Origin of the sequence: Mesorhizobium sp. M1D.F.Ca.ET.231.01.1.1 (assembly GCF_003999155.2) — a bacterium.
Lineage (GTDB): Bacteria > Pseudomonadota > Alphaproteobacteria > Rhizobiales > Rhizobiaceae > Mesorhizobium.
Genome location: NZ_RZOZ02000003.1, coordinates 42,599 through 61,282, shown reverse-complemented (window position 1 = coordinate 61,282; position 18,684 = coordinate 42,599). Strand labels below are relative to the sequence as shown.

The following is an 18,684-nucleotide window of genomic DNA, read 5'->3' as shown; positions in this document are numbered from 1 at the left end:
TCAGCCGGATGCAAACAATTCCACACCGGGAGCTTCTGCGGAGGTCAGGCGACCTTCAGCCGGTAGCGGAACAGCGTGTGGTCGAGCAGCAGCCGGATGCGCGGCTCGGCCTCGGCCGCCACCAGCCAGCTTGCCGCGATCATGGCGGCGCCGACGATCGGGATCGAGACGAGGTAGGGCACGCCCGCCCGGACCAGCGCGCCGAGCATCGCCGCGCCGACGACGTCGTGGATGAGGTAGAGCGGATAGGTCATCAGCCCGATCCGGCGCCAGCCGCGCCAGGAAAGATCGAGGCGCAGCGACCAAGCCATCAGCGCCACCGCGGCCAGGAAGATGATGATCGGCGGCGCGTAGGGCATCGCCGCCTCCACCTTGATGCTGTGCACGTCGACCGAGCTGACGATCTGCAGCACCCCGCCGGCGAGGAACAGGACCGAGAAGCCGATGCGCGGCATCGTCACCGCCTTGAAGCGCATCAGCCACAGCAGCACGCCGACGGCGAAGAAGGCGCCATGATGCACGAGGGTGAGCTGCAGCCAGCGCGTCTCCGCGAGATCGGTCCAGCCGAAGGTGAAATAGAGGCACCAGAACAGCGTGCTGACGAGGCCGATGACAACGGCTATCGCCTCCATCAGGTCGTATCGGCCAAGCCTGAGCAGGATCCAGACGATGGCGTAGAAGGCGATCTCGATGCCGAGCGTCCAGTAGACGCTGTCCACCCATGGCTCGAAGGGCACGAACAACGCCGTGCGGGCAAGCCGCACAACGGCGTCCGTCGGCCAGGACAGGCCGACGAGCAGCAGCACGATCGCCGAGACCGGCGCGCAGACCCAGACCGCCGGCGCCAGCCGCCTGACGCGCGCCTCGAAGAACTTCAGCGGCGTCGAATTCTCGGCGCTGAATGCGATGACGAAGCCGCTGATGACGAAGAACACCTGCACGCCGACCCAGCCGGAGCCGACGAAGGCCATCTCGGGATGGGCCGGGATGCCGCCGGTCGAGCGCGCCGAGACGCCGTCGGGAAATGCCCATACCCAGAAGCCATAGTGATAGAACATCACCATGACGGCGGCGAGGAAACGCAATATGTCGACGCCGCCGAATGTTGTCTTGTGCTGAGCCATGCCGTGCCTTCGGAATGGCCCCCCAGGCAAACTTTACGGGCTGTTGCTGCATTGCACAACAGTCGATTGCAGTGCGGGACGAATTCCTGAGAGCACCTGCCGTGACGATCCCGCGCTGCGAAGGAGTTAGATCCCGATGCCGCGACCTTTGAGCGCCGCCGTGATCTCATCGAGGATCGCCGGATCGTCGATGGTCGCCGGCATGGTCCATTCCTCCTTGTCGGCGATCTTCTGCATCGTGCCGCGCAGGATCTTGCCGGAGCGCGTCTTCGGCAGCCGCTTGATGGTCACCACTGTCTTGAAGGCGGCGACCGGACCGATCCGTTCGCGCACCAGCCCCACCACTTCGCTTTCAATGGCGCCGGTGTCGCGCGACACACCGGCATTAAGCACGACGAAGCCGAGCGGCACCTGGCCCTTCAGCGCGTCGGCGATGCCGATGACGGCGCATTCGGCGACGTCGGGGTGCGCGGCCAGCACCTCCTCCATCGCGCCGGTCGAGAGCCGGTGGCCGGCGACATTGATGATGTCGTCGGTGCGGGCCATGACATAGAGGTAGCCGTCCTCGTCCATCATGCCGGCGTCGGCCGTCTTGTAGAAGCCGGGGAACTCCTCGAGATAGGCTTGCCGGAAGCGGGCGTCGGCATTCCAGAGCGTCGGTAGGCAGCCGGCCGGCAGCGGCAGCTTGACGACGACATTGCCGAGCGTGCCGCGGGGTACTTCATGGCCGGCATCGTCGAGGATGCGGATGTCATAGCCCGGCATCGGCACGCCCGGCGAGCCGTATTTCACCGGCAACAGCCCGAGGCCCGCCGGGTTGATCGTCATTGGCGAGCCGGTCTCGGTCTGCCACCAATGGTCGACGACTGGACGGTTGAGCTTCTGCTCGGCCCATTTGATGGTTTCGGGGTCGGCGCGCTCGCCGGCAAGGAACAGCGTGCGGAATTTCGACAGGTCGTATTTCGGCACGAACTCGCCGCGCGGATCCTGTCCCTTGATGGCGCGGAAGGCGGTCGGCGCGGTGAACAGTGCCACCACGCCGTGCTCCGAGATCACCCGCCAGTAGGTGCCGGCATCCGGCGTGCCGACCGGCTTGCCCTCGAAAAGCACGCTGGTCGCGCCATGCAGCAGCGGCCCGTAGACGATGTAGGAATGGCCGACCACCCAGCCGACATCGGAGGCCGCCCAGAACACCTCGCCCGGCTTGACGCCGAACTCGCTGTCCATCGTCCATTTCAGCGCGACCATATGGCCGCCATTGTCGCGCACGATGCCCTTCGGCTGCCCGGTCGTACCGGAGGTGTAGATGATGTAGAGCGGGTCGGTGGCCAAGACCGGCACGCAGTCGACATTGGCTCCCGCCGCCCGCTCGCGGGCAACCGCGTCGGCATAGTCGAAGTCGTAATTGTCCTTCATCTCGCAGCGCAGCTGCTCGCGCTGCAGGATCAGGCAGGCGTCGGGCTTGTGCCTAGACATCTCGATCGCCTTGTCGAGCAGCGGCTTGTAGGCGATGACGCGGCCCGGCTCCAGGCCGCAGGAGGCGGTGACGATCAGCTTCGGCTTGGCGTCGTCGATGCGGGTGGCGAGCTCATGCGAGGCGAAGCCGCCAAAGACCACCGAATGAACGGCGCCGATGCGGGAACAGGCGAGCATGGCGACGGCCGCTTCCGCCACCATCGGCATGTAGATGATGACGCGGTCGCCCTTGCCGATGCCGCGATGCCTCAGCACCGAGGCCAGCGCGACGACCTCGCGCTTCAGTTCGGCATAGGTGAATTTCCGGATCGTGCCGGTGATCGCGCTGTCATGGATCAGCGCCAGCTGGTTGGCGCGGCCGCCGGCGACATGGCGGTCGAGGGCGTTGAAGCAGGTGTTGCAAGAGGCGCCGACGAACCAGCGGCCATAGACGCCGGCCGCCGGGTCGAAGACGCTTTCGGCCGGCGAATACCAGTCGATCGCCTTGGCCGCTTCGGCCCAGAACCCCACAGGGTCGCGTTTCCAGCCCTCATAGACTTCGCGGTAGCGTGAGGCCATCGACTTTCCTCCCAGGAACATCTCGTCGTCTGGCCATAGCCTAAGCCGCTTCTCGCGGCCATGTCTCCCTGCATTTTGGTCGACGTCGCTTGGCAAATCTGCCCAGGCGGCGCTTCCGCTTGGAGCGCCGTTCGGCCGGTCGCGGATAGAAAGCCGGCTTAGAGCGGCAGTGCCGCCAGCATCAGTCCGACGCCGCCGGCGATCAGAACGGCGGCCGCCAATGCCTTCCGATGGCGCTCGAAAGCCGTCGGAGCCCGATCCCAGTTGTAACGCATGCTCTACACTCCCCGAAAACGCCGGCGCACTCTTAGCTTACTTAAGGGAAGGAAGGCAACCCTGACGGGAATCGCCGGCTTGACAGGGGGCATAACCGACCATCATCCTTCCGCCATAGGTGAACTCGGGGGATTTTTGATGAAGAGAACTTACGAAAAGCCGGTTCTGGTCAAGCGCGAGAAGCTGTCGAACGTCGTTGCCGCCCCAAGCGGCCCGGCAGGCTAATGGGCCGACTGCCTGATATCGGGTAATGGACAGCGCCATGGTGCCGCGCTAATTCCACTTCGGCAAGGGAGCGGGCGTATGGCTGAAATCGGTTCTGAAACGGTTCTGCGGATGGCGGAAGACGCCTCCGTGCAGCATGTCGGCGACGGCGCCGTCGTGCTTCTGGCGCGCAGCGGCCAGCTCTACACCTGCAACGGCACCACCGAAGCCTTCCTCGACAAGGTCGATGGCGTGCGCAGCCTTGACCAGATCGTCGACCTGCTGTCGGACGAATTCGAAGTCGACAAGGCCACGCTCGATGAGGATATCGCCGCCCTTGCCGCCGAACTGGTGGCCGAAGGCATCCTTGCCGACCCGGGCGCGTGATGGCCGACGGACCGTTCCTGCGCACCGTTTTTCGCACCCATCTGTGGCTCAGCGCCCGCTTGCTGCCGGTGCTGGTCGCCCGGCGCGATTTCGAAAGCGTGCTGAAATTGGCACCGCTGCGATTGCCCACACCCTATCGCGGCCTGCCATGGAGCTACATCGTCGCTCGCGTCAATCGAACGGTCCGGCGCCCTTGGTTCATGCGCGACCGCAGATGCCTCAGGGAAGGGCTGCTCGGTTTCCGCTTTCTGCGCATGGCCGGTTTCGACCCCGACCTGCACTTCGGTGTCGATGCCAAATCGATGCACGAGCCGCGCCTGTCGGCGCATTGCTGGGTCTGCCTCGAAGGCAAGCCTGTGGTCAGCGACAGCCTTCCCGACATGGTTGAAATCTATCGCCATCCCGGCGGCAGCGTGAAGGCGCGCGCCGCTTGACCGGCGCGGCAACCAGCTTCCGCTATGACCTCGACGGCCAGGTCATCGGCATATCGGTAGAGCGCGCCGAGCTTTGGCCGAGCTTCGACCTGATGCTCGGCACCTTGCGTGTCGATGAAGCGGTCGACCCCGGTTTTCGCATCGATATCCGCGAAACGTCGGCGCTGCCGGAAAACCCGGCGGGCAAGCTCGCCTTCGACGGCGAGGTGCCGCTGGACGGCCATTGCCGGATCATCGACGCCGGAGACATCGTCCATCTGGTCTTTCCCGGCCTGCAGACGGCCTCGATCCATGCCTGTGAGGGCTCGGCCGAAATCCGCGTTCATCCCGACAGCAAGGTCAAATGGACGCTGCTGATGATGGTGCTGGACGCCGCGCTGGATGCTGGCGGGCAGCACATGCTCCATACCGCCGGCCTGACGTTGCCTGGCCGCGAGGCGCTGGTGCTGGTCCACGCGCCGAGCGGCACCGGCAAGTCGACGACGTCAATGGCGCTGGCGTCGCTGGGCTTTGGCCTTTGCTCGGACGATGTCATGATCCTCGGTGCGAAAGCAGGGGGCGTCACGGCCTGGGGCATGCCGCGCAAGGTGAAGATCCATCGCAACACCGCGGCGATGCTGCCATTCCTCGCTCCCTGCCTCGGCGACAAATGGGACGCCGAGGGTGAGCAGGCCGTCTCGCTGGAACGTCTTGCCGAGATCATCCGCGTCGAGGATGTGCGCGCGAGACCGGTCGCGGCGCTCTTGCATCTGGCGCGCTCGGCCGACGGCCAGACCAGGCTCATGCCCATGGCCAGGACCGATGCGATGGTTGCGCTTGCCACCGACAACGTCAGGACCGGCATGACCGGCCTCTTGCCGATGCAGAAACGGCGCATGGCGACGATCGCGGCGCTGGTCAAGGCAGTCCCGACCTTCACCCTGGAAGTCGGCTCGAGGCCGGAGGACGCGGCGGCGTTGATCCGCGCCGTGCTTGATCAGGCTTAGATTAGACGGATTCTTTCCGTCGAAGAATCCCGCACCGGAAGCGCAGAAAACACCTTCAGATGGCCGCAGGAGTAGAGTTTCCAAATGGACTCTCAGGCCGGATAGGGCCTCGGCCGGGCCAACCGCTGGACCCAGCGGAAGGCGTCGCGGCTGAGGCGCGAGCGCATCTTGTCCCGTGAATTGACCCTGAGCAGCATGTTCCCGGTGATCAGCCACTTGGCGAGCCGTATTGAAAGATCGGGCTTGATGCGGTTGGCGAGCTCGATCGCGCGCGGTTCCTCGAACAGGCGTCCGGTCACGTTGAGGACGGTCGCCAGCTCGAGCTCGATGCCGGTCATGCGCGCGGCCTCGAGCAGGCGCGCTTCCGCCTCCGGCGACTGCAGCGCACGCACGCCCTGCAACACGTCGACGCAAAGCTGCAGCCGGTGGAATTTGTGGCCGCCGGCGGCGTGAACGATGGCGATGGTGAGCAGCGCCGCCGGCGTATTGGCCTCGCCGCCGTCGATGATTTCCAACTCGCGAAAGCCGAGCGACAGCCGCCGCCGCATGCCTGTGTCGTGCACCAGGTTGCCGTGCAGCTCTATCAGCAGGCTGGAGTTCTCCTTCTCCAGCCACTTGAACTCCTGCAACTCGTGCGAGCGTGCCTCGGCGCTGGCAAGCTTGAAGCCGCAGCCGGCAATGACGCTATTGGCCTCGCCGATGCTGGCGGGACCGACCAAAATGTCGATGTCGGTGAACGGCCGGTCGGCGGCATGGCGATAGAGTTTTCGCGCGAACACCGGACCTTTGACGATGCGGGCGGAAATGCCCTTCGCCGCCAGCGCCTTCATGATCCGGTCGCCGTGATATTGCAGCAGCATCGACTGCCCGGTCACCAGCGTCGCCTGATCGCGCAGCTCGGAGAGCTTCTGCCGCAGGGCGGCATCTTCCGGCAGGCTGGCGTCGCCGATTTCCCGGAGCTTGCGCAGCATGATCGGCAGCACGCCGTGGAATTCGGCATTGGCGAGCAGCGCCGTCAAGCTGCTTGCCGAAAGATTCCGGTCACGGTCGGCCGGCACCTCGGGGTCGGCAAAGTCGAGCAGCAGTTTTTCATCGGCAGGCGAAAGCGGTGGCAGCATCAACCGGGCAACGTTGCGAATGGCATGCAAATTCCGCGAATATGGTCGCAGAAAAGTCATGGCGATGCCAGCGGGGCTACATCCCCCAGCGCAGCGCGGCCGTGTGCACCGGGGCGTCCCACAGCGCCGTCATCTCGCCGTCGAGCGTCGTCAGCGTGATCGAGCAGCCGGCCATGTCGAGCGAGGTGACGTAGGAGCCGACCAGCGAGCGGGCCACCGTCACACCGTTGCTCTCGAAGATTTCGCGGGCGCTGTTGTACATCAGGTAAAGCTCCATCGACGGCGTGCCGCCGAAACCGTTGATGAACAGCAGAGCCGGCCCCTCGGCGCGGTCGCCAAGATCGCCGAGGATCGCCGCGCAGATCTCCTCGGCGATGGCGTCAGCGCTCTTCAGCGCGTCGCGTCGCCTGCCGGGCTCGCCATGGATGCCGACGCCGAACTCCATCTCGCTGTCGCCGATCTCGAATGTCGGCTTGCCCGCCGCCGGCACGGTGCAACTGGTCAGCGCCACGCCCATCGAGCGTGTCGCGCCGTTGACGCGGTCGCCGAGCGCCTTGAGCTGAGGCAAGGCCATGCCTTGCTCGGCCGCCGCGCCGAGGATCTTCTCCACCACCAGCGTGCCGGCGACCCCGCGCCGGCCGGTCGTGTAGGATGAGTTCTCGACCGCGACGTCGTCATTGGTCACCACCTGCAGCACGCCGTCCGACATCTCGGCGGCCATGTCGAAATTCATCACGTCGCCTTCGTAGTTCTTGACGATGAACAGGCAGCCGGCGCCGGTGTCGACCGCCTGCATCGCTGCCAGGATCTGGTCCGGCGTCGGCGAGGTGAACACCTGGCCGGGGCAGGCGGCGTCCAGCATGCCGTGGCCGACCAACCCGCCATGCAGCGGCTCGTGGCCGGAACCGCCGCCCGAGATCAGCGCCACCTTGCCCGGCTTGAGCTCTCTGCGGCGGACGAATTTGTGTTCGTCGCCGAGCGTCAGGATGTCGGAATGGGCGGCTACGAAACCGTCGAGGCTTTCGGTGAGCACCGTGTCCACCGCGTTTATGAATTTCTTCATGGCAGTCCTCCCGAAATGATCTTTGATCTGCGCAATTCCGAACGGAAAAACCGCTACACACTTTTCCTGGAATAGCTTTCTCAGCCGCTGCCCTTGCCGGCGATGCTGGATATCTTCTGGATGAACTCGTTGATCGCTCGGTCGAGCGCGGCATTCTGCCTGTCGTCGCCGAAATCCGGCACGATCAGCGAGACGTGGCGCGTCTTGCGCGGCCCCGAAGCTGCCGGCAGCTTGCCGGGATGCGCCTGGTGGTAGGCGACCAGGAACTGGTCGCGCTCGGCCGGGCTGAAATGGCAGACGGAAAAGATGGAAGGCAGATGCTTCGACGGAATGGGGATCGAATAGGCCGGGCTTGAGATCTGCGTGACAAAGCTGCGATGCTTGCCGAGCGCATCGGCAAGCCGCTGGCGCATGCCGGAAGGCCGCTGGTCGATGACCTGCGACAGGATCGTCTTGTAGGCGCGGATCGCGTCTTCCGAACCTGCTTCCTGTATCTTGGCTGCCTTGGCCATGCCGTCCTTACACCAAAACATCCGCGATGGCCGCCTTGGCCATCGCAAGCTGGGCCGGAGCCACCGAAAGATCGCGCAGGCCGGCTTCGAGCAGCGCCGGGATGGCGGCCGGATCGCCGCCCGCATCGCCGCAGAGGCTGACCGGAATGCCTTTCTCCCGCCCGAAGGCCGCGACCGCAGCGATCAGCCGCAGCACGGCGGGATGGCGGACTGAATTGAGAGACGCGACGGCCGTGTTGTCGCGCGCGGCCGCCATTACATATTGCGTCAGATCGTTGGAGCCGATCGAGAAGAAGGCGACGTTGGCGAAGGCTTCCGGCGCGATCGCTACCGATGGCACCTCGACCATGATGCCGAGCGGCGGTATTTCGTGCGCCATGCCGCGCGCGGCAAGCGCCGTCTGCTCTTCGGCGAACAGCGCCCCGGCTTGGGCGTACTCTTCGGCGGTGGCGATCATCGGAAACATCACCTTCAGATTGCCGTGTACGGCGGCGCGCAGCAATGCCCGGATCTGCACCCGGAAAACGTCGCGCCGCGCCAGCGACAGCCTGATGCCGCGCAGGCCGAGAAACGGGTTGGTCTCCTCGACGGTGAAACCCGGAACCGGCTTGTCGCCGCCGGCATCGACGGTGCGAATGGTCACCGGCTTTTCTCCGGCCCATTCCAGCACCTTGCGATAGGCAAGATACTGCGCCTCCTCGTCCGGCAGCGTCCTGCCGAACAGGAATTCCGTCCTCATCAGGCCGACGCCGTCACAGGTGGCGATATCGATGCCGTCGACATCGGAAGGGTAGGCGATGTTCACCTGCACCCGCACGGGCGTTCCGGTCTTGGTTGTGGCGGGCCGGGCGAGAAAAATCCGCGCCTTGCCCTGCCGTGCCGCGAAGGAGGCGGACGACTGCCGGAACGCGTCGCGTTCCGCAGGCGAGGGCGAGAGCACGATGCGGCCGTGCTCGGCGTCGAGCAGCGCGTTCCCTGCCGGTTTATCCGCGGACGCGCCAAGCCCCACCACCATCGGCACGCCGCGCGAGCGCGCCAGCATGGCGACATGGCTGGCCGAGCTGCCGGCTTTCAGCGCAATGCCGCCGCCGCTGCTCCATTCGGTTTCGAGGAAGCGCGTCGGCGCGATGTCCTCGCCACAGAGGATGGCGCCGGGGGGTGCCGCCATGTCGCTGTCGTCGCTCAGCGCCCGCAGCACCTGATCGCGGATGTCGCGCAGGTCGGCGGCGCGCGCGCGGAAATAGTCCTGGTCAGATGCATCGTAGCCGGCGATCTCGGCATCGAGCGCTGCCCGCCAGGCGACGTCGGCGGGCTCCCCGGAGCCGATCGACACGAAGGCCGGACCGCTCAGTGCGTCGTCCTCCAGCATCGCGATATGAAATTCGAGTATGCCGGCGGCGTCGCCGTCGGTGCTTTCGACCAGTAACGTTAGCCGGCTTACCGCCTTGCCGATAGCCGCCTGCAGCGCTGTCATTTCCTCCGCCGCGTTCGCCTTGCTTCTGTAGGCGGCCGGCGGCCGGTCGAGGTCGAACAGCGGCCCTTCGGCATAGCCTGGAGAGGCGGGAATGCCTTCAATCCGCATGGCCGGCATTCCTAGGGCAATTCCAGGAAAACTGTGACGCGGCTTTCCGTCCGGAAATGCGTAAAGACAGATGGCCGGAGCAGTTCAGAGGTAGCTGAACGGCTCCAGCGGACAGGAGGCCGCATCGGCCCGTTTCAAGCGGACCGGGCATGGTCCCTGTCCTCGTCGAAATCGCGCTGCACCAGATCGACCAGCGCGCCGACCGCTTCGCTCGCGCCGTCGCCTCGCGCCCTTATGTGCAGCAAGGTCCCTTTCGGCGCCTTGGCCGCCATCACCTTGACGATGCTCTTGGCGTCGACCCAGGGGCCGTTGGCGGCGACGGCTACTTCCACCTCGGCCGCGAACGACTTGGCGAGCTTGGTGAACTTCACCGAAGGGCGCGCGTGCAGGCCCACCTCGTGGGTGATCAGTACCGTAGCTTCGGCGGATGCGGACATTCAGTCGGTTCCCGTTCACTCACGACGGCGACAATTCATGCGCGGTCGCCACCACTTCCTTGAGCGAGGCGCCGCCGGAGGATTCCGTCGCCGCCATCACCGCGCCCTCGACGATCGGCGCGTTGCAGACGACAATTCTGTGCGCTCGCGGCTCGCCGATCATCTCGACCGCCATCTCGCTGTTGGTCTCGGCGCCGCCGAGATCGACGAGGATCGCGACGCCCGCTTCCGACCAGGCCTTGTCGATCGCGCCCATTATCGCCTCGACGCTGGTGCCGAGCCCGCCATGGCCGTTTCCGCCGCACCACGCAAGCGGCACCTCGTCGCCAACCATCTGGCGCACCATGTCGGCCGTGCCTTCGGCGACCAGCGGCGAATGCGATACGATGACGATGCCGACATTGCTCATCAAGAACCCTCGATCGCTTCAGCGACTGCGCGCACCAAGAGCGCGGTCGAGCGCGCCCCGGCGTCCATATGCCCGATCGAGCGCTCCCCCAGGAAGGAGGCGCGCCCGCGCAGGGCCTTCATCGGCACGGTTGCGTCTGCCGCGTCATCGGCGGCGTCGGCGATTTCGCTGGCCGTCTTGCCTTGCGCCAGCGCCTCATACACCGGTTGCAGCACGTCGAGCATGGTTTTTTGTCCCGGCTGCGATTTGCCGCGCGCTGAAACCGCTTCGATCGCCTTGCCCAGCGCCGCCGTCAGCGCGGCGCGGTCGGGTGCCGCGGGCAGTTCCTTGCCAAGCGCCATGAACAGCGTGCCGAACAGCGGACCGGAAGCACCGCCCACCGTCATCACCAGCTTGGTGCCTACAGCCTTCAGCGCGTCCGGCAGCGGCTTCTCGGCGATGGCCCCGGTCTCGGCGCGCACGGCCTCGAAGCCGCGCTTCATGTTCAGCCCGTGGTCGCCGTCGCCGATCGCCTGGTCGAGCGCGGTCAACTCGTCGGCGTGCGTCGCGACCGTGTCCGCCGCCGCCGCGATCAATCGTGAGAAGTCGGATGCGGCCATTCTCAGTCCTTCATGCCGGGGCGAACATGGCCGCCACGACCGCGAAAGCTTCGGCCACCGCAAAGGCGCCTGGATCCGCTACGCCGTCAAGCTGCCGGCCGATATAGGCCGAGCGCCCCGCCTTCGCCTTCTGCATCGCCATGGTCGTCTCCGCGCCGTGCCGCGCGGCCGATGCGGCCGCTTCCAGCCCGCTTGCGTCGAGCGCCTTGAGCGCCGGCTCCAGCGCATCGACCATGGTGCGGTCGCCGATTTTCGCGCCGCCGTAGAAGGTCATCCGGTCGAGGCCGGCGAGCAGCGCCTTGCCGAGCGGCACGCCGCCTCTGAGCGACTGGGCCGCGGCGGTGAAGAAGATCGACAAGAGCACGCCGCTGGAACCGCCCATCGAGGTTCCCAGCGTATCGCCGATTGCGGCGACCGTTGCGGCCCTGTCGGCAAGCGGCAGCCTATCGAGGCGGTGAACCACGCTGCGCGCGCCGGTCGCCACCGTCGAGCCGGTGTCGCCGTCGCCGGCCTTGGCGTCCAGGCCGTTCAGCGTCTGTTCGAGCGAGATAAGTTTCTCGCAGACCGTGGCGATCAGCCGCTCGGCGCCCGCATCGCGGCTGGCCGGCCTGGCGGCGTCGCGAATGGCAGGTTTGGCCATTTCCACCACGACTGGCTGGCGAACCGGCTTCGCCGGCAGCCAGGCATGCGGGCCGACCGGCGCCGAGAGCGCCGCCTCGCGCTCGGCATCCAGCCTGATCAGCGACAGCGAGAAACCGTTCATGTTGAGCGCGGTCATCAGATGTCCGGGGCCGATCGTCAGCGTCACCGCCTTTGCCAGCGGCGAGGCGAGCACGGCATTCGCGATCAGCGACATTTCCAGCGGCGGCACCGATCCGAGATTGTTGATCAGCAAGGCGTAACGGCTGTGCGGATCGAGCCGCGCGGCAAGCCGCTCGGCCATGATGGCGACCAGCTTGCCGGCGCTCTGCAGCGCGATGCGCTCGACGCCGGGCTCGCCGTGGATGCCGAGGCCGAGCTCGCCGTCGTCGGCGCCAAAACGGTCTTCATGCGTCTGGCCCGGGATGGAGCAGGAGGAGAGCGAGATGCCGAGCGAAATGATGTCTTTCGCCGCCGCGCGCGCCGCAGCGGCGACCGATGGCAGGTCACGGCCGGCTTCCGAGAGGTGCCCGGCGATCTTGTGCACGAACAGCGTGCCGGCGACGCCGCGCGGCTGCGTGATGTCGGGCAGCGCGATGTCGTCGGCGACGATCACCATCTCGACCGCAAAACCTTCCGCGCGCGCCTTTTCGGCGGCGAGCCCGAAATTGAGCCGGTCGCCCGTGTAGTTCTTGACGATCAAAAGGCAGCCTGCCGGCCCGGTCGTCGCGCGGATCGCCGCCAGCACCGCTTCGACGCTCGGCGAAGCAAAGATCTCGCCCGACACGGCGGCCGTCAGCATGCCGGCGCCGACGAAACCGGCATGCGAGGGTTCGTGCCCGGCGCCGCCGCCGGAAACCACCGCGACCTTCGTCTTGTCCCAGTCGGACCGCAGCACGACTTTGATCTCGGGATAGCCGTCGAGGCGGGCCAGCGCGCCCGACCCCGCCGTGGCCAGGAAGCCATCCAGCGCTTCGGTGACGATCGTCTCTTTGCGGTTGAAAAAGTGCTTCATGGATTTCGTCCAGTCCGTATCCGCGAGTCGTCAATCGGCGTGCGCGGCGTGCTCGGTTCGCCTACATCAGTCTTTGCCCGTCCGAGCCGAAATAAAGCGGCGAGCGATAGCGGATCGTCACCTTGTCTCCTTTTGCCAGCGCCGTGTCGGGATCGGTGAGCGTCACCAGCTTCTTCGCGCCCACTGTCACGTGCAGGTGGTTCTGGTCGCCAAGATGCTCGACCCAGTCGACGACGCCATCGGCATGGCCGTTCGCCGCCTTCTCGATCGCGAGATGTTCGGTGCGGGCGCCGATCGTCTTCGTGCCGGTCGGCGCGCCGCCGTCAGGCAGCAGGCCGGCCGGCAAAAGGTTGATCGCCGGCTGGCCGAGGCGGGCCGCGACATGCAGGTTCGCCGGCTCCGAATAGATCGCGCGCGGCGTGCCGATCTGCACCAGTACGCCTTCAGAGAGGATGCCGATGCGGTCGGCCATGGTCATCGCCTCGATCTGGTCGTGCGTGACATAGAGCATGGTGGCGCCGAGCTCGGCCTGGATGCGCTTCAGCTCGAGCCTGAGGTCCGCGCGCAGCTTGGCGTCGAGCGACGACAGCGGCTCGTCCATCAGGTAGATCGACGGCTTGCGCACCAGCGCGCGGCCGATGGCGACGCGCTGCATCTCGCCGCCCGACAGTTTTGTCGAGCGGTTGTTGAGCTTGTGGTCGATGCGCACCATGCGCGCCACTTCCTCGACGCGGCGGCGCACCGCCTCTTCGGGGAAGCGCCGCGCCGGCGAGCGCAGCGGGAAGGCGAGGTTGTCGTAGACCGAAAGATGCGGGTAGAGCGAATATTGCTGAAACACGAAGGCCGTGTCGCGCTCGGCCGGCGACAGCGTCGTCGCGTCGTGGCCGCCGATGCGGATCGTGCCGCTGTCCGGCCGTTCCAGCCCGGCGATCAGCCTGAGCGTCGTCGTCTTGCCGGCCCCGGTCGGGCCGAGCAGCACGACGAATTCGCCGTCCTTGATCTGCAGGTCGAGATCGTTCACGGCAACGGTGTCGCCGAAGCTCTTGGTCACACCGTGGATGTGGACGTCAGCCATGGCGCGCCTCCGCTGCCTGATCGTGCATGGCGGTCCTCACCGCGCGGCCCGATCCTTTCTCGAACAGCGACAGCCGCGCGCTGCTCAGCGTCAGCCCGACCTGCTCGCCGGGGTTCAAATGGATGCCGGCCGGCACCCGGGCCTTGATGATGCCGTCGGCCGTCTCCACCGCGACGATCTGCGTGGTGCCGAGATATTCGGTGCCGTAGATCGCGCCGCGCAGCTTAGAGGCGTCGTCGAAGCGGATATGCTCGGGCCGGATGCCGAGCGCCATGTCGGCGGGCGCGACGTCCTCGCGCACTTCGGGCACCGCCACCTTGGCGCCTTGCACGACGATTTCCTTCGCGCCCCTGGCGAGCCCGCCGCCGAAGCGGAGAAAGTTCATCGGCGGCGAGCCGATGAAGTCGGCGACGAACATCGTCGCCGGTCGGTCGTAGATTTCGCGCGGGCTGCCGAACTGCTCGATGACGCCGTGATTCATCACCGCGATCTTGTCAGCCATCGACATCGCTTCCATCTGGTCGTGCGTGACATAGACGGTGGTGGCGTGGATGCGGTTGTGAAGCTCGCGCAATTCGTGAACCATCAGATCCCGGAATTCGGTGTCGAGGGTCCCGAGCGGCTCGTCCATCAGGAAGCATTTCGGGCGCCGCACGATGGCGCGGCCGAGCGCGACGCGCTGCCGGTCGCCGCCGGCAAGGCCGGAGACCGATCGATCGAGCAGATGGTCGATGCGCAGCAGCCTCGCGGTCTCCTCGACCCGCTCGCGGATCTCGGCCGAGGGCATGCCTTGCGCCAGCAGCGGAAAGCCGATGTTCTTGCGCACGTTCATGTGTGGATAGAGCGCGAAGAGCTGGAAGACGAAGGCGATGTCGCGCTCGCGTGCCCGGCGCATTGTGACGTCCTCGCCGCCGAGCAGTATCTTGCCACCGGTCGGCAGCTCCAGCCCGGCAATCATCCTCAGCGTCGTCGTCTTGCCGCAGCCGGACGGCCCGAGCATGACGAAGAACTCGCCGTCCTCGACGACGAAGTTGGAATCCTGCACCGCGACGAACTCGCCGAAGGCTTTCCTCAGGTTCTGAACACGGATCTCGGCCATGGCTATTCCGGGAATTTCGAGACGATGATGAACATTGCCGTGCCGACGAGCATGGTGACGAAGGAATAGCTGTAAAGCGCCAGCGCGAAGGACTGGAACAGCATCAGGAAGCCGATGGCGATGATTGCCGTGGCGATGTTTTCCATCAGGCCGCGTCTTGCCCAGGTCGGCCAGCGGGATTTGCGTCTTGCGGGCTGGATCGTGCTCATTTGCGCACCGCGCCGAAGGTGATGCCGCGCAGCAATTGCTTGCGGAGCAGGATGGTGAAGACCAGGATCGGCACCAGGAAGATGGTCGTGCCCGCGGCGACCGCCGGCCAGTCCTGGCCGCCCTCGCCGATGATGGTTGGGATGAAGGGCGGCGCGGTTTGCGCCGTGCCTGAGGTGAGCAGCGCGGCGAACGCATATTCGTTCCAGGCGAAGATCAGGCAGAAGATGGCGGTCGCGGCGATGCCGGTGGTCGCCTGTGGCAGCACGGTGCGCCAGAAAGCCTGCAGCCTGGTGTAGCCGTCGATCATCGCGGCCTCCTCATACTCGCGTGGGATCTCGTCGATGAAGCCCTTGAGCAGCCAGACGGCCAGCGAGACGTTGACCGCGGTGTAGAGCAGGATCATGCCGAGCGCGGTGTCGGAGAGGCCGAGCTCGCGGTACATCAGGTAGATCGGGATCGCCACCGCGATCGGCGGCATGAAGCGCGTCGACAGGATGAAGAACAGAAGGTCGTCCGCCAGCGGCACCTTGAAGCGGGAGAAGCCGTAGGCAGAAAGCGTGCCGAGAAACACCGCGCAGAAGGTCGAGCCGAAGGCGATGATCAGCGAATTGACGAAGCGCGGCAGGAAGTTCGACGGCCCGGCGATCACCATGTTGCGCTTGCGTACCGTCTCGTCGCAGAAGCCGGTCGCCGGTCCGAGCGAGTTGATGTATTCCGGCGTCTGCCTGGTGCGGGTGGTGAACAGGTTGCAGTAGCCCTCGATGCTCGGCTGAAAGACGATCTTCGGCGGATAGGCGATCGAATCCGGCGGCGTCTTGAAGCTGGTGGCGAAGATCCAAAGCAGCGGCACGATCGAGATCAGCGCGTAGCCGACAACGAGCATGCCGGCGATCCGCTTCGAGTTCGACGACGGCGCGACGACGGAATGGGCGGTGGTCAGGCTCATCTCTGCTTCACCTTGTTGAGCGCCTTGACGTAGATGTTGGCGAGCCCGAACACCGCGACGAAGAGGATGATGGCGAAGGCTGAGGAATAGCCGGTGCGCCAGCTTTCGAAGGCCTGCCGCTTCAGCGTGATCGAGGCGACCTCGGTGGTCGAGCCGGGCCCGCCGCCGGTCAAGAGGTTGACCATGTCGAACATCTTGAAGTTCTCGATGCCGCGGAACAGCACCGCCAGCATGATGAAGGGCAGCGCCATCGGCAGGGTGATCGACCAGAACTGCCGCCAGTTGGAAGCGCGGTCGACCTCGGCCGCTTCATAGATGTATTCGGGGATGGAGCGCAGGCCCGCGAGGCAGATCAGCATCACGTAGGGCGTCCACATCCAGGTGTCGACAATGATGATCGCCCAAGGCGCCAGCTCGACATTGGACAGCATCTGCACATTCGTCGGCGGAATGCCGGTGACGAATGAGATGACATAGGAGAACAGCCCGATCTGCGGCTCGTAGAGGAAGCGCCAGAAATTGCCGACCACCGCCGGCGACAGCATCATCGGCACCAGGATGATCGTCGTCCAGAAGGCGTGGCCGCGGAATTTGCGGTCGATCAGCCAGGCCAGCGTGAAGCCGATCACCGTCTGCAAGAGGATGGTCCAGAACACGAAATGCGCCGTGGTCTGCATGGCGATCCAGATGTCCTGGTCGCCGAGGATGCGCCGGTAGTTCGAGAGCCCCAGGTTTTTCACCACTTCGTTGGGGCGGTTGGCGCGGAAGTTGGTGAACGACAGATAGATCGCCCAGAACAGGGGGAAGATGTTGATGGCAAGCAGCAGGAGGATCGTCGGCGAGATGAACAGCCAGGCGAGGCCCTTGTCGCTGATGCCCCGGATCGTCTTGGCCAATGGTTCCGGGGTCGCCCGGGCAGCATTGTCCGCAGTCCGATTGAGCATGGTTAGTCCTGCTTCGGTCACTGGTCAGTCTCGGCGATGGAATTTATCTGAACTGCGTCCCGTGCCAAGGGTGGCACGGGACGCCTCGATCAAGCTCGGGAGGAGCCTTACATCTTGCCCCGACTACATCTTGCCATCGTCCTGGAAGACCTGCGTCCAGTCCTTGACGAGGCCGTCGAGCGCGTCCTTGGCTGAGCCCTGGCCGGCGACGACATAGTCGTGGAAGCGCTTCTGCGAGGCCTGCAGCAGCGGCGCGTAGCTGGGTTCGGCCCAGAAGTCCTTCACGATGGCCATCGAGTCGAGGAAGGCCTGCGCATAGGGCTGGCTGGATGGGAACTTCGGGTCCTTGACGACGGAGTTCAGGCAGGAATAGCCGCCGAGCGACCACCACTTGGCCTGCACGTCCTTGTTGGCGAACCACTTGATGTATTTCAGCGCCGATTCCTGCTTGTCGGAATAGGAGACCACTGAAATGCCCTGGCCGCCGAGCTGGGCGAACTGGTCGCCATCGGGGCCCTTCGGGTTGACGAAGTAGCCGATCTTGTCGCCGCCGACATTCTCGTCCTTCTGCAGGCCGGGCCAGGTGAAGGCGAAGTTCATATGCATCGCCACCTGGCCGGATTTGAAGGCGTCGACGCCTTCGCCCATGTAGCTGTTGGAAGCGCCGGGCGGCGTGCAGCAGTCATAGAGCGCCTTGTAGAATTCCAGGCCCTTCACCGATTTCTCGGAGTTGACGAAGCCGTCCATCTCATAGGGCTTCTTCGGGTTCTCGTACTGGAAACCGAAGCTGTAGAGCACGTCCATGGCGCCCATGGTGATGCCTTCCGAGCCGCGCTCGGTGTAGATCGAGGCGCCATAGACGGTCTTGCCGTCGATCTGCCGCTTCTGGAAGAACTCGGCGATCTGCTTCAGCTGGTCGAAGGTGGTCGGCGCGGCGAGGTCCCAGCCATACTTCTCCTTGAATTCCTTCTGCAGCTCGGGCCGCGAGAACCAGTCCTTGCGATAGGTCCAGCCGACCACGTCGCCCATGGCGGGCAGCGCCCAGTAGTTGGGCGAGTTCTTCGGCCATTCCGAATAGCCGACCACGGTCGCCGGCACGAAGTCGTCCATGCTGATCTTCTCCTTGTCGAAGAAGTTGTTCAGCTTGACGTAGTGGCCGTTCTCGGCGGCGCCGCCGATCCACTGGCTGTCGCCGATGATCAGGTCGCAGAGCTTGCCGTGCGAGTTCAGCTCGTTGAGGAAGCGGTCGGCGTAGTTGGTCCACGGCACGAACTCGAACTTCATGCCGATGCCGGTTTCCTTGGTGAAGTCCTTGGACAGTTCCACGAGCGCGTTGGCCGGATCCCAGGCCGCCCAGCAAAGCGTCAGGTCTTCCGCATGCGCGGCGTTCGAGACGGCGGTCGATGCTGTGATCGCCGAGGCCAGTCCCAATGCCAGTTTCCAGGTCGATTTCATGCCTTACCTCCCATTTGCGAAACGCGTCCGGATGACGGTTTCAAGAGCTCTCGACCCTCGCTCCTCCGAGGGCCTGAACATGGCGCGCGATGCGCCGCCGATGTTTAGTAATTTGTTTAGTGATGCTCTTTTTACT

Annotated in this window: 19 protein-coding genes; 3 read left to right on the top strand and 16 right to left on the bottom strand. The window is 65.3% G+C overall.

Annotated features, from left to right (window positions below; genetic code table 11):
- Window positions 1–44: 44 nt before the first annotated feature.
- Together EN874_RS09780 and EN874_RS09775 are read right to left on the bottom strand one after the other, a co-directional pair.
- Window positions 45–1,124 carry an acyltransferase gene (locus EN874_RS09780; protein ID WP_127424598.1) on the bottom strand — a complete coding sequence of 360 codons (1,080 nt, stop codon included), beginning with the start codon at window positions 1,122–1,124 and terminating at the stop codon, window positions 45–47.
- 126 nt (window positions 1,125–1,250) lie between these two features.
- Entirely contained in the window at window positions 1,251–3,158 is a 1,908-nt protein-coding gene (locus tag EN874_RS09775; RefSeq protein ID WP_127424597.1) for a propionyl-CoA synthetase, read from the bottom strand.
- A gap of 579 nt (window positions 3,159–3,737) precedes the next feature.
- On the opposite strand from EN874_RS09775, the gene EN874_RS09765 reads away from it, so the two are divergent.
- From EN874_RS09765 to EN874_RS09755, 3 genes are read left to right on the top strand one after another with little or no spacing between them, the layout of a single operon-like run.
- Complete coding sequence (locus tag EN874_RS09765; protein WP_127424596.1) at window positions 3,738–4,025, top strand: PqqD family protein; 288 nt, start codon at window positions 3,738–3,740, stop codon at window positions 4,023–4,025.
- A complete protein-coding gene (locus EN874_RS09760; RefSeq protein WP_127424595.1) occupies window positions 4,025–4,459 on the top strand; it encodes a lasso peptide biosynthesis B2 protein in 435 nt (144 codons plus the stop codon). Before EN874_RS09765 ends, EN874_RS09760 begins: the two co-directional genes overlap by 1 nt.
- Window positions 4,456–5,445, top strand: a complete 990-nt coding sequence (locus EN874_RS09755) for a serine kinase (RefSeq protein ID WP_127424594.1) — start codon at window positions 4,456–4,458, stop codon at window positions 5,443–5,445. The genes EN874_RS09760 and EN874_RS09755 overlap by 4 nt, the downstream gene beginning before the upstream one ends.
- Window positions 5,446–5,537: 92 nt before the next feature.
- Here EN874_RS09755 and EN874_RS09750 read toward each other — a convergent pair whose 3' ends face one another.
- The 14 genes from EN874_RS09750 to EN874_RS09685 form a co-directional block, all read right to left on the bottom strand.
- Window positions 5,538–6,563, bottom strand: a complete 1,026-nt coding sequence (locus tag EN874_RS09750) for a nucleotidyltransferase family protein (RefSeq protein ID WP_127424593.1) — start codon at window positions 6,561–6,563, stop codon at window positions 5,538–5,540.
- Window positions 6,564–6,639: 76 nt separating this feature from the next.
- Window positions 6,640–7,626: a dihydroxyacetone kinase subunit DhaK gene (gene dhaK, locus EN874_RS09745; RefSeq protein WP_127424592.1), complete on the bottom strand. Its 987-nt coding sequence runs from the start codon at window positions 7,624–7,626 to the stop codon at window positions 6,640–6,642.
- Between the two features lie 80 nt (window positions 7,627–7,706).
- Window positions 7,707–8,138 carry a hypothetical protein gene (locus EN874_RS09740; RefSeq protein WP_127424591.1) on the bottom strand — a complete coding sequence of 144 codons (432 nt, stop codon included), beginning with the start codon at window positions 8,136–8,138 and terminating at the stop codon, window positions 7,707–7,709.
- Between the two features lie 7 nt (window positions 8,139–8,145).
- Window positions 8,146–9,729, bottom strand: coding sequence for a phosphoenolpyruvate--protein phosphotransferase (gene ptsP, locus EN874_RS09735; RefSeq protein ID WP_127424590.1), 1,584 nt, complete (start codon window positions 9,727–9,729; stop codon window positions 8,146–8,148).
- Window positions 9,730–9,854: 125 nt separating this feature from the next.
- Window positions 9,855–10,157, bottom strand: a complete 303-nt coding sequence (locus EN874_RS09730; RefSeq protein ID WP_126086217.1) for an HPr family phosphocarrier protein — start codon at window positions 10,155–10,157, stop codon at window positions 9,855–9,857.
- Between the two features lie 19 nt (window positions 10,158–10,176).
- Complete coding sequence (gene dhaM, locus EN874_RS09725) at window positions 10,177–10,566, bottom strand: dihydroxyacetone kinase phosphoryl donor subunit DhaM (RefSeq protein ID WP_126086216.1); 390 nt, start codon at window positions 10,564–10,566, stop codon at window positions 10,177–10,179.
- A complete protein-coding gene (dhaL, locus tag EN874_RS09720; RefSeq protein WP_126086215.1) occupies window positions 10,566–11,165 on the bottom strand; it encodes a dihydroxyacetone kinase subunit DhaL in 600 nt (199 codons plus the stop codon). The genes dhaM and dhaL overlap by 1 nt, the downstream gene beginning before the upstream one ends.
- Before the next feature lie 10 nt (window positions 11,166–11,175).
- Window positions 11,176–12,819, bottom strand: coding sequence for a dihydroxyacetone kinase subunit DhaK (locus EN874_RS09715; RefSeq protein ID WP_127424589.1), 1,644 nt, complete (start codon window positions 12,817–12,819; stop codon window positions 11,176–11,178).
- Between the two features lie 61 nt (window positions 12,820–12,880).
- Entirely contained in the window at window positions 12,881–13,894 is a 1,014-nt protein-coding gene (locus EN874_RS09710) for an ABC transporter ATP-binding protein (RefSeq protein ID WP_127424588.1), read from the bottom strand.
- Window positions 13,887–14,993, bottom strand: a complete 1,107-nt coding sequence (locus EN874_RS09705; protein WP_127424587.1) for an ABC transporter ATP-binding protein — start codon at window positions 14,991–14,993, stop codon at window positions 13,887–13,889. Before EN874_RS09705 ends, EN874_RS09710 begins: the two co-directional genes overlap by 8 nt.
- A 2-nt stretch (window positions 14,994–14,995) precedes the next feature.
- Window positions 14,996–15,202, bottom strand: a complete 207-nt coding sequence (locus EN874_RS09700; RefSeq protein WP_127424586.1) for a hypothetical protein — start codon at window positions 15,200–15,202, stop codon at window positions 14,996–14,998.
- On the bottom strand, window positions 15,199–16,149 hold the full coding sequence (locus EN874_RS09695) for a carbohydrate ABC transporter permease (RefSeq protein ID WP_127424585.1): 951 nt from the start codon (window positions 16,147–16,149) through the stop codon (window positions 15,199–15,201). Before EN874_RS09695 ends, EN874_RS09700 begins: the two co-directional genes overlap by 4 nt.
- Window positions 16,146–17,093, bottom strand: a complete 948-nt coding sequence (locus tag EN874_RS09690) for a sugar ABC transporter permease (RefSeq protein ID WP_126086209.1) — start codon at window positions 17,091–17,093, stop codon at window positions 16,146–16,148. The genes EN874_RS09695 and EN874_RS09690 overlap by 4 nt, the downstream gene beginning before the upstream one ends.
- A 123-nt stretch (window positions 17,094–17,216) precedes the next feature.
- Window positions 17,217–18,548, bottom strand: a complete 1,332-nt coding sequence (locus EN874_RS09685; RefSeq protein WP_127424584.1) for an ABC transporter substrate-binding protein — start codon at window positions 18,546–18,548, stop codon at window positions 17,217–17,219.
- Window positions 18,549–18,684 lie beyond the last annotated feature (136 nt).

Coding starts and splice junctions, on each gene's coding strand:
- EN874_RS09780 (WP_127424598.1), bottom strand. CDS start 1,124: ATGGCTCAGCACAAGACAACATTCGGCGGCGTCGACATATTGCGTTTC.
- EN874_RS09775 (WP_127424597.1), bottom strand. CDS start 3,158: ATGGCCTCACGCTACCGCGAAGTCTATGAGGGCTGGAAACGCGACCCT.
- EN874_RS09765 (WP_127424596.1), top strand. CDS start 3,738: ATGGCTGAAATCGGTTCTGAAACGGTTCTGCGGATGGCGGAAGACGCC.
- EN874_RS09760 (WP_127424595.1), top strand. CDS start 4,025: ATGGCCGACGGACCGTTCCTGCGCACCGTTTTTCGCACCCATCTGTGG.
- EN874_RS09750 (WP_127424593.1), bottom strand. CDS start 6,563: ATGCTGCCACCGCTTTCGCCTGCCGATGAAAAACTGCTGCTCGACTTT.
- dhaK (WP_127424592.1), bottom strand. CDS start 7,626: ATGAAGAAATTCATAAACGCGGTGGACACGGTGCTCACCGAAAGCCTC.
- EN874_RS09740 (WP_127424591.1), bottom strand. CDS start 8,138: ATGGCCAAGGCAGCCAAGATACAGGAAGCAGGTTCGGAAGACGCGATC.
- ptsP (WP_127424590.1), bottom strand. CDS start 9,729: ATGCCGGCCATGCGGATTGAAGGCATTCCCGCCTCTCCAGGCTATGCC.
- EN874_RS09730 (WP_126086217.1), bottom strand. CDS start 10,157: ATGTCCGCATCCGCCGAAGCTACGGTACTGATCACCCACGAGGTGGGC.
- dhaM (WP_126086216.1), bottom strand. CDS start 10,566: ATGAGCAATGTCGGCATCGTCATCGTATCGCATTCGCCGCTGGTCGCC.
- dhaL (WP_126086215.1), bottom strand. CDS start 11,165: ATGGCCGCATCCGACTTCTCACGATTGATCGCGGCGGCGGCGGACACG.
- EN874_RS09715 (WP_127424589.1), bottom strand. CDS start 12,819: ATGAAGCACTTTTTCAACCGCAAAGAGACGATCGTCACCGAAGCGCTG.
- EN874_RS09710 (WP_127424588.1), bottom strand. CDS start 13,894: ATGGCTGACGTCCACATCCACGGTGTGACCAAGAGCTTCGGCGACACC.
- EN874_RS09705 (WP_127424587.1), bottom strand. CDS start 14,993: ATGGCCGAGATCCGTGTTCAGAACCTGAGGAAAGCCTTCGGCGAGTTC.
- EN874_RS09700 (WP_127424586.1), bottom strand. CDS start 15,202: ATGAGCACGATCCAGCCCGCAAGACGCAAATCCCGCTGGCCGACCTGG.
- EN874_RS09695 (WP_127424585.1), bottom strand. CDS start 16,149: ATGAGCCTGACCACCGCCCATTCCGTCGTCGCGCCGTCGTCGAACTCG.
- EN874_RS09690 (WP_126086209.1), bottom strand. CDS start 17,093: ATGCTCAATCGGACTGCGGACAATGCTGCCCGGGCGACCCCGGAACCA.
- EN874_RS09685 (WP_127424584.1), bottom strand. CDS start 18,548: ATGAAATCGACCTGGAAACTGGCATTGGGACTGGCCTCGGCGATCACA.